Raw genomic sequence first — 14,319 nt, forward strand, 5'->3', positions numbered from 1 at the left:
GATGAGCCGCCTCCTTTTCCGGCGGTCCCTCTTTGGACTCTTCACCCTGTGGGTGGTCTCCCTGGTGGTCTTCCTTGCCACCCAGGCGCTGCCCGGCGACGCTGCCCAGGCCATTCTGGGCAGGGAAGCAACCCCCGACCGCCTGGCGGCACTGCGCGAACAGCTCCATCTGGGCGGTTCCCTGCCGGAGCAGTACCTGGCCTGGCTCGGGCACCTCCTGAGCTTCGACCTCGGCACCTCCCTCGCCGGGCGACTGCCAGTGGCCGACGTCGTGGGCCCCATGCTCCTGAACTCCAGCGTCCTGATGCTGTGCGCCGCCGTAGTTGCGATTCCCCTCTCAATCGGCATCGGCACCTGGACCGCCCTGAAGAAGGATACGGAGGTGGACCACGCCACCGGCCTCATCACTCTGGTCCTGGCCTCGCTGCCGGAATTCGTGGTGGGGGTGCTGCTGGTGCTGCTCCTGGCCACAGGTCTGTTCCACCTCTTCCCCGCCGTGTTTGTGTTGGTCCCGGGCCAACAGGTCTGGAGCAACCCCGCCCAGCTGGTACTGCCGGTGCTCACGCTCGTGCTGGCTGTCTCGCCGTACATCATCCGCATCATGCGGGCCACCATGCTCGAAGTCCTGGACAGCCAGTACGTCCAGCAGGCCCGGCTCAAGGGCCTGCCCGAGCGCACGGTCATCCTGCGCCATGCCCTGCCCAACGCCATAGGCCCGGTGGCCCAGGTGATCGCGCTGCAGCTGGCGTGGCTGATCGGCGGCGTCGTGATCGTTGAGTATCTTTTCCGCTTTCCGGGCGTGGGCTTCCAGCTCATCGACTCCGTCACGAATCGGGATATGCCGGTGGTCCAGGCGCTGACCGTCATCATCGCCCTGTTCTACGTGGTCGTGAACCTGTTCGCCGACGTCGTGACTCTCGCCGCCAACCCGAAAGTGAGGACCGCAGCATGAGCAACGCAATCGCCGACGACGCCATCCGCCTCCAGGCCCCATCGGCCCGAGCCAAGCGCAAGCAAGGCTTATTCCGGCGCGCGCTCAAGTCCAGGCGCACTGTCATCGGCGTGGTGCTCACAGCCGTCGTACTGGCCGTGGCGTTCTTCGGCCCCTTTGTGGCTCCGCATTCGCCCACCGACTTCGTCGCACCGCCCTTCTCTCCAGCCGGCGTTGGGGGACCTGCCGGCACCGACAACCTGGGCCGCGACGTCCTCTCGCGGTTCCTCGCGGGCGGCCAGACGCTCATGATCCTGTCCCTCGTGGCCACCGCGCTCGGCGTCGGACTCGGTGCCCTGATGGGGGTGCTGGCTGCCTACCGGCGCGGCTGGCTGGATGAGGTGCTGATGCGCACCGGCGACGTCGCCCTGGCCTTCCCGCAGATCGTGCTGGCTCTGCTGTTCCTGTCCATCATCGGCCCGCAGCTGTGGCTGCTGGTGCTCATGGTGGGCTTGGGGCACCTTCCCCGCGTGGCCCGCGTGGTCCGCGGGGCTGCGCTCTCCGTGGTGGAACGCGACTTCGTCAAGGCCGCCGAATCAGTCGGGATCCCGCGCTGGCGGATCATGCTCGGCGAAATCGTCCCGAACATCAGCTCCACCCTGGCCGTGGAATTCGGCCTCCGCCTGACCTACTCGATCGGCCTCGTGGCTGGCCTAAGCTTCCTCGGCTTGGGCATGCAGCCGCCCACCGCCGATTGGGGCCTCATGATCAACGAAAACCGGATCGCCCTGACGATATCGCCGTGGTCCGTGGCGCTGCCGGTCATCGCCATCGCGATCCTGACCGTCGGCACCAACCTGGTCACGGATGGCCTGGCCAAGGCATCAATCGGCAGCGACGAAGGAGTCAAGGCATGAGCAGCCCATCACCCACCCTCGTCGTGGACCAGCTGACAATCGTCGGCGTACCGTCACTGGCCGGCATCATCGAGGAACTCTCCCTGGAGGTCCGCCCCGGCGAAATCCTTGGCGTCGTGGGGGAGTCCGGCTCCGGCAAGACCACCCTCGGGTTGGCCCTGCTGAACTACTGCAAGGAAGGCACCCGGGTAGGCGGCGGCAGCGTCAGCGTCGCCGGAAAGGAACTCGCGGGCCTGCACTGGCGCGAAGTGCGTGAGTTGCGCGGGCAGACCGTGGCGTACATCCCACAGTCGCCGGCGTCCGCACTGAACCCGGCCCTGCGCATCCGCACTCAGCTCAAGGAATGCCTCTCGGGAAGCGCCGCAGAGGTTTTGGAGCGCGTCCGTGAGGTCTTGCGCGAAGTGGCCCTGCCCGACGACGACGACTTCCTGGCGCGGTATCCGCACCAGCTTTCCGGTGGACAGCAGCAGCGGGTCGCCATCGCTATGGCGTTCACCGCCCGCCCGGCACTGATCGTTATGGACGAGCCCACCACGGGCCTTGACGTCAGTACCCAGGAACACGTCCTGAAGACTGTCCGCGAGATGTGCAGGACCTATGACTGCGCCGCCGTCTACATCAGCCACGACATGGCCGTGGTGGCCGAACTTGCAGACCGGATCGCCGTCATGTACTCCGGCCGGATTGTCGAGATCGGCAGCACCGCGCAGGTCCTTGCCAACCCCAGCCACCCCTACACGGGCCGCCTTCTGCTGGCGGTGCCGGACCTGGACGCCCTGCGCCCCATGATCGGAATCCCTGGCCACGCACCGTCGCCACTGGCCAGGCCGGCAGGCTGCTCCTTCGCCCCGCGCTGTCCGCTCGCCGACGAGGCCTGCAGCGCGGCCGCTCCCGGGACCACCGACGTCGGGCCCCGTCACGCGGTGCGCTGCTTCAAGGCAGAGCTGCCCCTCCCGGCCGTCCCCGCCCGCAGCTGGGCGGTCCGGCCCGCACGGGCCGGGGACGAGAAGCCGGTGGTCCGCATTGAAGGGCTCAAGGCCGGCTACGGCAGCAACACCGTGCTGCAGGACATCAACGTGGACGTTTATGCGGGAGACTGCGTGGCATTGTTGGGGGAGTCCGGTTCCGGCAAGACAACGCTGAGCCGCTGCATCGCCGGTCTTCACCACGATTTCAGCGGTTCGTTGGCCCTCGATGGCCAAAACCTGGCAGCGAGCAGCTTCAAGCGCAGCAAGGAACAGCGCCGCCGGATCCAGTACATCTTCCAGAACCCCTACGAATCGCTGAACCCGCGCCGGACCGTGGAGGAACTGATCCTGCAGCCCGTCACCGCGGTGCGCGGGAAGGTCCGCAACGGCAAGGAGATCGTGGCCACGGCCCTGGAGCGTGCCTCGCTGCGCCCGGACCACGCCCTGCGCTACCCGGACCAGCTAAGCGGTGGCGAGCGCCAGCGCGTCGCGATCGCCCGTGCGCTGGCCACCGAACCCGAAGTCCTCATCTGCGATGAGATCACCTCGGCCCTGGACGTCTCCGTCCAGTCGTCCTTGGTGGACCTGCTCCGGACGCTGCAGGCCGAGATGGGCCTGACCCTGCTGTTCATCACCCACAACATTGCCCTGGTGCGCAACATCGCGCAGCAGGTGGCCGTCCTTGAGCGCGGCCGGATCGTCGAATTCGGAGAGGTGGAGGGCGTGTTCGCCAACCCGCAGCACCGCTATACACAGTCATTGATCAAGGCCACACCCAACTTCCAGCTTCCGGCTGGCCTCGTTGGCGGGGTCACAGGGCTCTCCTTGGGCAGCGCCGCACAGGTCAATGCGGCTGACTCCCGGCTGCTGCCCGTGAGGCCCCTGTGAACGGCGCCCAGCCCAAGGCGAGCTTCCACCCGGAGGCCCTTGCTGGCAAGGTGGTCCTCGTCACCGGCGGCGGCACCGGCATCGGCCGGGCCACGGCCCTGTCCATGGCCCGCTGCGGCGCCAGCCTGGTGTTGGCCGGCCGCCGCGAAGCACTGCTCAAGGAGACGGCCGAACTGGTCCGCGCAGCCGGGAACGAGGCACACGTTGTGGCGGGCGACATCCGGGAACCCGAGCACGCCACAGAACTCGTGGACGAGGCCCTGGCGACGTTCGGCAGGATCGACGTCCTGGTCAACAACGCCGGCGGTCAGTTCCAGGCTCCGGCCGAGGACATTTCGCTCAGCGGTTGGCGTGCCGTGCACCGCCTGTCCGTGGAGAGTGTCTGGAACCTCACCCGCGAGGTTGCCACGCGCAGCATGATCCCCAGCCGCTCCGGCCTTTTGGTTTTCATGGCCTTCTCGCCGCGCCGCGGCATCCCCGGCATGGTGCATGCCACCGCAGCCAGGGCAGCCGTCGAGAATCTCGCCGCCGGACTGGCTCTTGAATGGAGCCGCTACGGGATCCGCTCGGTGGCGGTGGCGCCCGGCAGCATCATCAGCGAGGGCCTGGAGCAGTACCCGCCCGAGGCCCGGGCTGAGTGGGAACAGGGCGTGCCCCTGGGCCGGCTCGGCCAGCCCGAAGACGTGTCGGAGGTTATCACCTTCCTGGCCACCGACGCGGCCCGCTATATCACTGGAACCACCATCGCCATCGACGGCGGTGCCGACGCCTGGGGATCCGGCCGGCCCGTCCCCGCAAAGGAGTACTAAATGACCGTCACCCTGGACCCGTCCGCGCTGCCGGACGCCGGCAACGGCGCCGCCGAGGCAACCTCCGCCGGCCTGGACGCGCTCTTCTCGCCCAATGCCGTCGCCATCATCGGCGCCAGCGACGACACTCGCAAGTACGGCAACTGGATCGCCGTGCAGGCCCTCAAGGGCACCATCCCGGTGCACCTCGTGAACCGCACCCGTCCTACCGTCCTGGGCCTGCCCACGGTACCCAGCGTCACCGCCGTCGGCAGCCCGGTCGATCTCGCCGTCATCGCCGTCCCGGCCGCGGGTTTCGAGGAGGCTGTTGACGACGCGCTGGCGGGCGGCGCCAAGGCCATTGTGGGCATCAGCGCCGGGCTCGGTGAAGCCGGCGAGGAAGGGCGCGCGATGCAGGACCGGATCACGGCCAAGGTCCGTGCCGCGGGGGCCCGGATGCTGGGTCCCAACTGCCTGGGCGTGCTGGACCATACAAGCTCCCTCAAGCTCGCCTCCAACGAATTCCCGGTGGGCAACATCGGCGTGATCTCCCAGAGCGGCAACCTGGCCCTGGAACTCGCCGGGCTCCTGGTGGACCACGGGCTGGGCGTCTCGCGTTTCGCCTCCCTGGGCAACCAGGCCGACCTCGACGCCGCCGACCTGATCGACGCCTATGTGGGCCACGATGGCACCGCCGCGATTGCCGTGTACTGCGAGGACTTCCTGGACGGCCGCCGTTTCGCCCGCGCCGCCCAGCGGGCGGCGGAGGCCGGAAAGCCCGTGGTCCTGCTGACGGTGGGGGCCACGGACGCCTCGGTCCGGAACGCCAAATCGCACACCGGCGCCATGGTGTCCTCCGGGATCGTGGTGGAGGCCGCCTGCCGGGCCGCCGGAATCGAACAGGTCACTTCACCCGCCCAGATGGCCCATCTGCTCCAGGCCCTCGTCCGCAGCCGTGTGCCGCAGGGCGCCCGCACCGCCGTGTTCGCCGACGGCGGCGGTCAGGCTTCCGTGGCCAGTGACAGTGCCGCCGCGCAGGGGCTCGACGTCGTCGAGTTCGGCGCCGCACTGCAGTCCGCGGTCGCTGCGGAACTGCCGCCGACAGCCGCGGTGAGCAATCCGGTGGACGTCGCCGGCGGCGGGGAACAGGACATCATGTGCTTCCAGCGTGTACTGGGGCACCTGACCACCAGCGACGACGTCGACGCCACCCTCATGAGCGGCTACTTCGGCGGCTACGGAAGCTACGGGCCGGAACTGGCCGAGCGCGAAATCGAGGCCGCCCGGCAGATGGCCGTCGACACGGCAGCCGAGGGCGGCACCGTCGTCGTGCAGACCATGAACTGGCAGTCGGCGGCGGCCGACGCCCTGCGTGACGGCGGCATCCCCGTCTACCGGGGCATCGAGGAGGCCGCCTGGGTGCTGGGCCGGCTGGCCCGCCGCCGCAGCGAACCGGCCACCGGCATCCCGGAGCTGCCCGCGGCCGTGGCACAGGTCCAGGACGCCGGTTACTACCCGTCCCGCGGGCTCCTGGCCGACGCAGGCATCCCGTTCGTCGCGGCCGCCGAAGTCGCCACGGAGGACGAACTGCTGCGCACCGCGGAGTCCCTGAAATACCCGCTCGTGCTCAAGGCCCTCGGCGACGAACACAAGTCGGACCGCGGCGGCGTCATCCTTGGCATCGACAACCAAGTGGCACTTCTGGCCGCCTGGCGGGACGTCACCGCCCGGCTCGCACCGCCGTCGTGCTCCATCGAGGAAATGGCTGACCTCTCGGGCGCCGTGGAGCTTCTGGTCGGCGTGCGCCGCGACCCTCGCTTCGGACCCCTTGTCTTGGTCGGCCTGGGCGGGGTTTTCGCCGAAATCCTCCACGACGTCCGTTGCGCTCTCGGACCGGTGACGTCGCAGCAGGCCAAGGACATGCTGTTGTCCCTCCGCGGGGCAGCCCTGCTGACCGGAGCCCGCGGCCGGGCGCCGGTGGATCTGGACGCCGCCGCCGACGTCGTTGCCAGGCTTTCGGACCTGGCTGCGGCGCACCCCGAAATCAACGAGATCGAATGCAACCCGGTGGCAGCGACGCCGTCCGGAGCTATCGCCCTCGACGCCCGGATCGTGCTCGCCTGAGCCGGTCCTGAACAACCAACACCCCCACTTGAGAAAGAGGACCCCCATGGACTTCCGGATGACTCCCCAGCAGATCGAACTCAAGCAGCGCGCTGCCGCCTGGACCAACGAAATGATGCAGTACGAGCTGGACTGCGAAATGAACAACGGCCTCACCGAGGACCAGCACGCCAAGGTCAAGCAGCTGGTCATCAACCACGGCCTGGCCGCCATCAACATGCCAGCCGAATGGGGCGGCGCCGGCCTGAACGTCCTGGAGCACGCCATCGTCTCCGAAGAGGTCGGCAAGCTGACCGGCGTCCTGTGGGACACCCTGTGGCGCCCGGCCAACGCCCTCAAGGCCTGCACCCCGGCACAGCGCGAGGAATACCTCATCCCCGAAATCCTCGGCCAGCGCCGCGACGCTGTGGCCATCACCGAACCCGACGCCGGCTCGGACCCCCAGAACATCCAGACCACCGCCGTCAAGGATGGCGACTCCTACCTGATCAACGGCGAAAAGCTCTTCGTCACGGTGGGCGACGCCGCCGACTTCATCCTGGTGCTGGCCCGCGTGGACGGGGCACCCACCATGTTCCTGGTGGACAAGGACCTGCCGGGCGTCTCGGTCACGCGGACCCCGCGCTACACCCATACCTTCGTCTATGAGCACCCGGAGTTCCTCTTCGAGGACGTGCGCGTCGGCGCGGACAAGATTCTGGGCGAAATCGGCCAGGGCTACGACCTCACCCGCGACTGGTTCGTCGAGGAACGCCTCATGATCGCGGCCCGCACCATCGGGGCGGCCGAGCGGGCCACCCTGCTGGCCGCCGAGTTCGCCAAGGAGCGCGTCCAGTTCGGCCAGCCCATCATCGAGTTCCAGCTGGTCCAGAACATGCTGGCCAAGAACACCGTGGATATCATGACCAACCGCGCCCTGACCTACCAGGTGGCCTGGGAAGCGGACCAGGGCATGGACCGCAAACTGCTCAACGCCAAAGCCGCCGTCATCAAGCTCGGCGCTTCCGAGGCCTCCAACCGTTGCGTGGACAACGCCCTGCAGATCTTCGGCGGCCGGGGCTATATGCGCGAAAACCCGGTGGAGCGGCTGTGGCGTGAACTGCGCGTGGACCGCATCTGGGAAGGCACCTCCGAAATCCAGACCATCATCATCGGCAACGAAATCAAGAAGCGCGGCGCCGAGGGCCTGCTGGCCTACGCGGGCGCGGCGCCCCAGTGACGTCCACGGCCCCGGTGACGGCCCCGGCCCCGGCGGACGGCGGCGAACCCCTCGTGAGAGTGCAGCACCACGGCACCGTGGCGGTGCTGCAGCTGAACCGGCCCGGCAAGCTCAACGCCCTCTCCACGGCCCTGGAACAGGAGCTGATCGGCTCCCTGCGCTCGCCAGCCGTGGCCGGAGCCGCGGCCATCGTCTTCACCGGCTCCGCACGGGCCTTCTCCGCGGGGGCAGACACCTCAGAGCTGCCGGAAATGACGCCGGAGCGGATCGCGGCCTACTACCGGGGCAGCGGCTCGCTCTACGAGACGGTGGCCAGGCTGCCGCAGCCCACGGTGGCCGCGATATCCGGATACTGCCTGGGAGCCGGCTTTGAGCTGGCGCTGGCCTGCGACATCCGGATCGCGGACGAGACCGCGAGCTTCGGTCTGCCCGAGGTGGGGCTCGGGATCCTGCCCAGCTCCGGCGGGCTGACGCGGCTGGTCCGGGCGGCCGGGCCGGCCATCGCCAAGGAGATCATCCTGTTCGGTGAACGCTTCACGGCCGCCGAGGCCCACCGCCTGGGCCTGGTCCGCGAAGTGGCACCGGCCGGTGAGGCCCTCCCCGTCGCCCTGGAACGGGCCGCCGTGCTGGCCGGGAAACCGGCCATGGCGGTGGCGTGGACCAAGGCAGCCATCGATACTGCCGCCGAGTCCTCGGCCTCGGCCTCGCTGCTGATCGAACAGCTGGCCTACGCCGCCCTCAACCGCCCGGCAGGGGGCGGGCAGTGAGCGCCGGCGTCGGGGGTTTCGAACGGGTCGGCGTCCTCGGCTGCGGTCTCATGGGCTCCGGGATCGCCGAGGTCTGCGCCCGCTCCGGCGCCGGCGTCGTGGTGGTGGAAGCGAACGACGACGCCGTCGCGCGCGGTCGCAAACGCGTCACCGCATCGCTGGAGAAGGCCGTCGCCTCCGGCCGGCTGGACAGCGCCGTCCGCGACGACGTCCTGGCCCGGATCGCCTTCAGCGCGGACATCGGCTCGTTCACGGACCGGCAACTCGTGATCGAGGCGGTCCCGGAGGTCCTCGAACTGAAGCTTGATGCTTTCCGCCGGATCGACGCCGTCGTCCAGGACCCGGAGGCGGTCCTGGCCTCGAACACCTCCTCCATGCCGGTCGGCAGGATCGCGGCGGCCACCGCACGCCCTGACCGGGTCCTCGGGGTGCACTTCTTCAACCCCGTGCCCGTCCTGCCGCTCGTAGAACTGGTCACCGGGCTGCAGACCAGCGAGGACGCCGTGGCGCGTGCACGGGCCTTCGCGGAGGGCCTGGGCAAGAGGGTCGTCGTTTCCAAGGACCGCGCCGGTTTCGTGGTCAACGCCCTGCTCATCCCGTACATGCTTTCCGCCATCCGCATGGTGGAGGCCGGCCATGCCTCCGCGGAAGACATCGACACCGGGATGGTGGCCGGCTGCGCACATCCGATGGGACCGCTGAAGCTGACCGACCTCGTGGGGCTCGACACCACCCTTCACGTGGCCAACTCGCTCTACGAGGAATTCAAGGAACCGCACTACGCGCCGCCGCCGTTGCTGCTGCGCATGGTGGATGCGGGCATGCTGGGCCGCAAGAGCGGCCGCGGCTTCTACGACTACAACTGAAGGACACCCCCTAATGGATGTATTGGCTGCCATGGAGGGGATCCAGGTCCGGAATTCCGGCTTTGATCCGCTCGGGCCGGAGGTGCGCAGCGCCATGGTGGCGTCCGGCCGCACCGTGAACTACATAGACGACGGGGACGCCGGAGCGGTGCCGCTGCTGTTCCTCGGCGGGGCGGGCACCACGGTCCGGGCCTTCCGGCTGCTGGAGTTTGCGCAGTCCTTCCGGCACGAACTGGGAATCCGGGTGGTTTCCGTGGAGCGCAACGGCCTGGGTCAGAGCGAATTCGATCCCGCCGTTGGCTTCGCGGAGTATGCCGATGACGTTTGGTCCCTGCTGGATTTGCTGGGAATCGGGCAGGTATCGTTGATCGCCATTTCCGGCGGCGGACCTTACGCGGCCCAACTGGTGGCTGCCCGGCCGGACGGGATCCGCTCCCTGCACCTGGCCTGCGCCTTCGGGGAGTTGATCGAGGGCGTGGGAGTCCGCTTCGACGCTGCGGAGGTAGCTGCGGATCCCGTGGCCTGGTGGCGTTTCCCGGCCGAAAGCTCCGTGCACGCGATACCGGGCTTCGACGATTCCGTGATCGAAGAAGCCACCCGGGGCCTGTTCGCCAAGGGACGGGACCGGGCGCCGGAGGGGCTGCAGCAGGCCTTTGAGCTATATGCCACCACCCCACTGCCGGATCTGTCAGCGGTCCGGGCGCCGCTGTTCCTGTACTGGGGAAGCGCCGATGAACTCGTCCCGCTGGTGCAGATGGACCGTTGGAAGGTCGCACTCGACGTCGGGACGCCACGCACGGGGACTGCGGGTGTCCGGCGCGACGTGGTGGAACGGATCTACCAGGGCGAAGGGCACGATGTGCAGTACCGGCACTGGGACCAGATCATGGTGGACGTCGCGTTCCTGGGCAGCCGGATCGTCGCCAGCCGGGACGGGCAGACCCTGCTGATTGAACCTGAGCACCAGAAGCAGTTCCTGGCATCGGGAGGCACCCTGGGCCTAGCGGTGTGGGCGCAGCGCTAAGAGGCGGTGCTGTCGCCTGTTCAGGGTCGGCCCGCAGTGCCACACGCAACCTCCGTGTGGTTGGCGGGTGTCGAGTACTCGAGCAATCTTCACAGAGTATCTACCAAGATGCGCACGGGCGGTGATAACTAGCCATGTTCCGAGAGCGCTGTTCACGATGTTCTCGCTGACCAAGACCACGCAGGACTCCATGCTGCCGCAGGCCGGCGGCTGGTCGCTCTCCGAAGCGATCCGGCGCCCGACCATCCCACCCAGCGTGCAGGCGACTGCCCAGAACTTTCCGAGGGTTCGGGTCTCATGGCGGAGCTCGGCGTGGCGCGTGACGTCCAGGTGCTTCGGTGGACATCGCGGGCCGCGAAAAGGTTAGCGAAGCCCTCTTTCCGGGATCCGTTTTATCCGCGCGGGCCCGCGGATCAAGCGCATCCTGCTGCACACAGCGCCCTTCACGATTCCGGCCAGCGCGCTCTGGGCGCTGGTGTCCATCGCCGCCGATGGACACCTGACCATGGGCTCCGCGGGGTTCCGGCTGCTGCTGGGCGCCCTGGGCGCCGGGGCGCTGCTCGGCGTCGTCGTCCTTCCCTGGCTTCAGGCCCGGGCCGCGAACAACACGGTGCCGGCCATCTCTGCCCTGCTGTTCGGTGCGGAACCGCAGCGGGCGGCTACCTGGCCGCCCTTCCCCGCGTACGGCGGCTCAGGCCGCGCCGACCGCCTGAGGCTTCGCGGGCCGCGGCATCTTCACGAGCGGTTCGACAAAGCGGGCAGCCAGCGGACCCACGATGGCCATGATCAGCACGTAGGCGGTAGCCAGGGCTGCCAGCTGCGGCGGAACGACGCCGGAGGCGACGGCAAGGCCCGCGATGACGATTGAGAACTCGCCCCGGGCGATCAGCGCCGCCCCGGCGCGGAACCGGCCCGGCACGCCGATCCCCGCGCGTTTCGCCGCCCAGATTCCGGTGATCATCTTGGTGGCCGCCGTCACGAGGGCCAGCAGCAGTGCCCAGCCGAGGACCGGCGGGATGGTCCGCGGATCGGTGTTGAGCCCGAAGACGACGAAGAAGATCGCCGCGAAGAGGTCCCGCAGGGGTTCGAGGATTCGGGTGGCGCTGTGCGCCGTCGCGCCGGAAATGGCGATCCCGAGCATGAAGGCGCCCACGGCCGCCGAGACCTGCATGGCGGCAGCCAGCCCGGCCACGAGCAGCGCAAGGCCCAGCAGGTTGAGCAGGAACACTTCGGAGTTTTCGCTGTGCACAGCCTTGGACACATGGTGGCCGTGGCGCAGGGCCACCAGCAGCACCAGGCTGACGACGGCGAGGGAAATCCCCACCGTCTGCAGGCCCACCAGGAAGCTGACTCCGGCCAAGGTGGCCGTCAGGATTGGCAGGTAGATGGCCATGGCCAGGTCCTCGAAAACCAGGATGGACAGAATCACCGGTGTTTCACGGTTGCCGATCCGGCCGAGGTCCGTGATCACCTTGGCCGCGATGCCGGAGGACGAAATATAGGTGACGCCGCCCATCACCATGGCGCCCACCACCCCCCAGCCCAGCATCACCGCCAGCCCGGCGCCGGGGAGGAAGTTCAGTACCAGGTCAAGGACGCCGGCCTGCCAGGACCGCCGCAGGCCCGTCACCAGCTCGGCAGCCGTATATTCCAAGCCGAGCATAAGCAGCAGGAGGATCACGCCGATCTCGCTGGAAAGATGTGCAAACTCGTGCATGCCTTCGAGTTTGACCAGTCCGCCCGCCCCGAAGAACAGGCCGCCCACGAGGTACAGCGGGATGGGGGACATCCCGATCCGCCCGGCCAGCCTGGCCAGCATGCCGAGGCAGAACACGACGGCCCCCAGCTCGATCAGGGTCAGTGCGAGCGGATCCATGCCGCTCAGCCGTTGCGCAGGATGCCGGCCGCCGTGTCCAGGCCTTCTTGCGTTCCCACGGCGACAAGGAGATCACCGGGGTGCAGGACGACGTCGGGTCCGGGCGAGGGGAGCACCTCACCTTCGCGCATGATGGCCACGATGGAGACGCCGCTGCGGGTACGGATGCAGGCATCTCCCATCGCCTTGTCATGGAAGGGGGATTCCGCGCCGATCGAAAACTGGCGGGTGACGATCCCCGGGACTTCCCGGTGCGCTTCCGAGAGCTGCATGGCCAGCCGCTGGCCGCCCAACAGGTTGCCCAGGGTCGCGGCTTCGTCGGCGGTCAGCGGGATGGACGCCTGGCAGGTGTCCGGATCGTCCCAGGTCGAGACGATCAGTTCTGTCTGGCCTTCGCGGTATTCGACGACGCCGATCCGGCGCCCCGAGGCGGTCATGAAGTCCTTGCGCCGGCCCAGGCCTGGGAGGTCTACCTCGTCCACGTTCATGGCTCCAGCCTAGTCCGCCCGCCGGTGTTTCGGCGGCCTCAGGCTTCCGGCACGACGGCGATTTCCGTCTTTCCCGGCGGCCTGACCGGCAGGAGTACCAGCAGCCCCGCCAGCAGCACCACCATGATGCCGAGGATGCCCCAGCGCTGGGCCTCGCCGGGAGCCACGAGCGGGGACGCGATGGTGATGCAGAGGGTGAAGAGTGCCGGGGCGAGGAAGCTCACGGCCCGGCCCGTGGTGGCGTAGAGGCCGAAGAGCTCCCCGGACTCGCCATGCGGGGCGAGGCGCGCGAGGTAGGCGCGCGAGGAGGACTGGGCAGGCCCCACGAAGAGGCACAGGAACAGGCCGAAAATCCAGAACGTGGTGCTGCCGGACCAGTCCAGGCCGAAGAACACATAGCTGCCGTTGCCGAGGACCAGGATGACCGTGCCCGCGGTCAGGAGCCCCACGAGGGAGCCGATGATGACCGCCTTCGGGCCGATCCTGTCATCCAGGAAGCCGCCGGCGATGGCCCCGGCCGCCGCCACGATGTTGCCGAAGATGGCGAAGAAGATGACGTCCTTGAGTTCGAAGCCGAAGGTGCCGGCGGCAATGATCCCGCCGAAAGTGAAGACGGCGGCCAGCCCGTCCCGGAAGACGGCGCTCGCGAGCAGGAAGTAGATGGTGTGCGGGCTCGTCCGGTAGATCGCCTTGATGCGGCGGAGGAGCAGGCCGTAGGACGCCAGGAAGCCGGGGCGCGCGCCCGGCCCGGCTTTGGGGAGTTCGGGCACGGCGAACAGCACCGGCAGGGCGAAGACGAAGAACCAGAGGGCGGAAAAAACGGCCACGAGCCTGATGTTGAGGCCGTCCTGGGTGGACGAGCCGAACCAGTCGAAACTGGGCTGGACGAACAGCTGGAGCACAATCAGCAGCGCCACGATGCCGCCGAGATACCCCATTCCCCAGCCGAAACCGCTCACCTTGCCGATGTTCCCGGGGGTGGAGACCTGCGCCAGCATGGCGTTGTAGTTCACGCCGGCGAATTCGAAGAAGACATTGCCCAGCGCAATCAGCGTCACGCCAAGCAGCAGGAATTCCGGCCGCGGGAAGACGAAGAAGCACAGGCCCGTCAGGAGCGCGACGGCGGCCGTGTTGACGCCCAGCCAGAGCCTGCGCCGGCCGCCTGCATCCGAGCGCTGCCCGGTGACAGGTGCCAGCAGGGCAATGGCGGCGCCGGCGGTGGCCAGTGCGCTGCCCAGGACCGCCGAGGCCTGGTCCCCGCCGCCGAAGGACCCGGACGTCAGGTAGACCGTGAAGACGAAGGTGGTCATGACGGCGTTGAAGGCCGCCGAGCCCCAGTCCCAGGCGGCCCACGCCAGGACTCGCCCCTTGTGGGAGGCCTGGCTCCCGGATTCGACTTCCGAGGGCGGGCGGGTGGCACCGGGGGCCGCTGCGGGGTTCATAGCCTGAATGGTAGCCGCCTC

General features: G+C 68.6%; 12 protein-coding genes and 1 pseudogene. 10 read left to right on the plus strand and 3 right to left on the minus strand.

Features of this window, described 5'->3' with window-relative positions; all coding sequences use genetic code 11:
- The first annotated feature begins 1 nt into the window (after position 1).
- The 10 genes and pseudogenes from ACQCSZ_RS22245 to ACQCSZ_RS22290 form a co-directional block, all read left to right on the plus strand.
- Positions 2 to 952 (plus strand): ABC transporter permease, encoded by a 951-nt coding sequence (locus tag ACQCSZ_RS22245; protein ID WP_427005768.1) that lies wholly within the window; start codon positions 2 to 4, stop codon positions 950 to 952.
- Positions 949 to 1,848: an ABC transporter permease gene (locus ACQCSZ_RS22250; RefSeq protein WP_427005769.1), complete on the plus strand. Its 900-nt coding sequence runs from the start codon at positions 949 to 951 to the stop codon at positions 1,846 to 1,848. The genes ACQCSZ_RS22245 and ACQCSZ_RS22250 overlap by 4 nt, the downstream gene beginning before the upstream one ends.
- On the plus strand, positions 1,845 to 3,704 hold the full coding sequence (locus ACQCSZ_RS22255; protein ID WP_427005770.1) for an ABC transporter ATP-binding protein: 1,860 nt from the start codon (positions 1,845 to 1,847) through the stop codon (positions 3,702 to 3,704). Before ACQCSZ_RS22250 ends, ACQCSZ_RS22255 begins: the two co-directional genes overlap by 4 nt.
- Complete coding sequence (locus tag ACQCSZ_RS22260) at positions 3,701 to 4,513, plus strand: SDR family NAD(P)-dependent oxidoreductase (RefSeq protein ID WP_427005771.1); 813 nt, start codon at positions 3,701 to 3,703, stop codon at positions 4,511 to 4,513. Before ACQCSZ_RS22255 ends, ACQCSZ_RS22260 begins: the two co-directional genes overlap by 4 nt.
- Complete coding sequence (locus ACQCSZ_RS22265; protein WP_427005772.1) at positions 4,514 to 6,616, plus strand: acetate--CoA ligase family protein; 2,103 nt, start codon at positions 4,514 to 4,516, stop codon at positions 6,614 to 6,616.
- Between the two features lie 58 nt (positions 6,617 to 6,674).
- Entirely contained in the window at positions 6,675 to 7,835 is a 1,161-nt protein-coding gene (locus ACQCSZ_RS22270) for an acyl-CoA dehydrogenase family protein (protein ID WP_427005773.1), read from the plus strand.
- Positions 7,832 to 8,602, plus strand: coding sequence for an enoyl-CoA hydratase/isomerase family protein (locus ACQCSZ_RS22275; RefSeq protein ID WP_427005774.1), 771 nt, complete (start codon positions 7,832 to 7,834; stop codon positions 8,600 to 8,602). The genes ACQCSZ_RS22270 and ACQCSZ_RS22275 overlap by 4 nt, the downstream gene beginning before the upstream one ends.
- On the plus strand, positions 8,599 to 9,468 hold the full coding sequence (locus ACQCSZ_RS22280) for a 3-hydroxybutyryl-CoA dehydrogenase (protein ID WP_427005775.1): 870 nt from the start codon (positions 8,599 to 8,601) through the stop codon (positions 9,466 to 9,468). The genes ACQCSZ_RS22275 and ACQCSZ_RS22280 overlap by 4 nt, the downstream gene beginning before the upstream one ends.
- Positions 9,469 to 9,481: 13 nt before the next feature.
- Entirely contained in the window at positions 9,482 to 10,492 is a 1,011-nt protein-coding gene (locus tag ACQCSZ_RS22285; protein ID WP_427005776.1) for an alpha/beta fold hydrolase, read from the plus strand.
- 385 nt (positions 10,493 to 10,877) lie between these two features.
- Positions 10,878 to 11,114, plus strand: a pseudogene (locus tag ACQCSZ_RS22290) (MFS transporter); the annotation flags it as partial.
- Positions 11,115 to 11,183: 69 nt separating this feature from the next.
- Here ACQCSZ_RS22290 and ACQCSZ_RS22295 read toward each other — a convergent pair.
- From ACQCSZ_RS22295 to ACQCSZ_RS22305, 3 genes are read right to left on the minus strand one after another with little or no spacing between them, the layout of a single operon-like run.
- Complete coding sequence (locus ACQCSZ_RS22295; protein WP_427005777.1) at positions 11,184 to 12,368, minus strand: cation:proton antiporter; 1,185 nt, start codon at positions 12,366 to 12,368, stop codon at positions 11,184 to 11,186.
- Between the two features lie 5 nt (positions 12,369 to 12,373).
- On the minus strand, positions 12,374 to 12,856 hold the full coding sequence (locus tag ACQCSZ_RS22300; RefSeq protein ID WP_211880885.1) for a cation:proton antiporter regulatory subunit: 483 nt from the start codon (positions 12,854 to 12,856) through the stop codon (positions 12,374 to 12,376).
- A gap of 38 nt (positions 12,857 to 12,894) precedes the next feature.
- The gene (locus ACQCSZ_RS22305) at positions 12,895 to 14,298 is read right to left on the minus strand and encodes an MFS transporter (protein ID WP_427005778.1); all 1,404 of its coding nucleotides are present in this window, start codon (positions 14,296 to 14,298) and stop codon (positions 12,895 to 12,897) included.
- Positions 14,299 to 14,319: the final 21 nt, after the last annotated feature.

Origin of the sequence: Pseudarthrobacter sp. H2 (genome assembly GCF_050157045.1) — a bacterium.
In the GTDB taxonomy this organism is placed as follows: Bacteria; Actinomycetota; Actinomycetes; order Actinomycetales; family Micrococcaceae; genus Arthrobacter.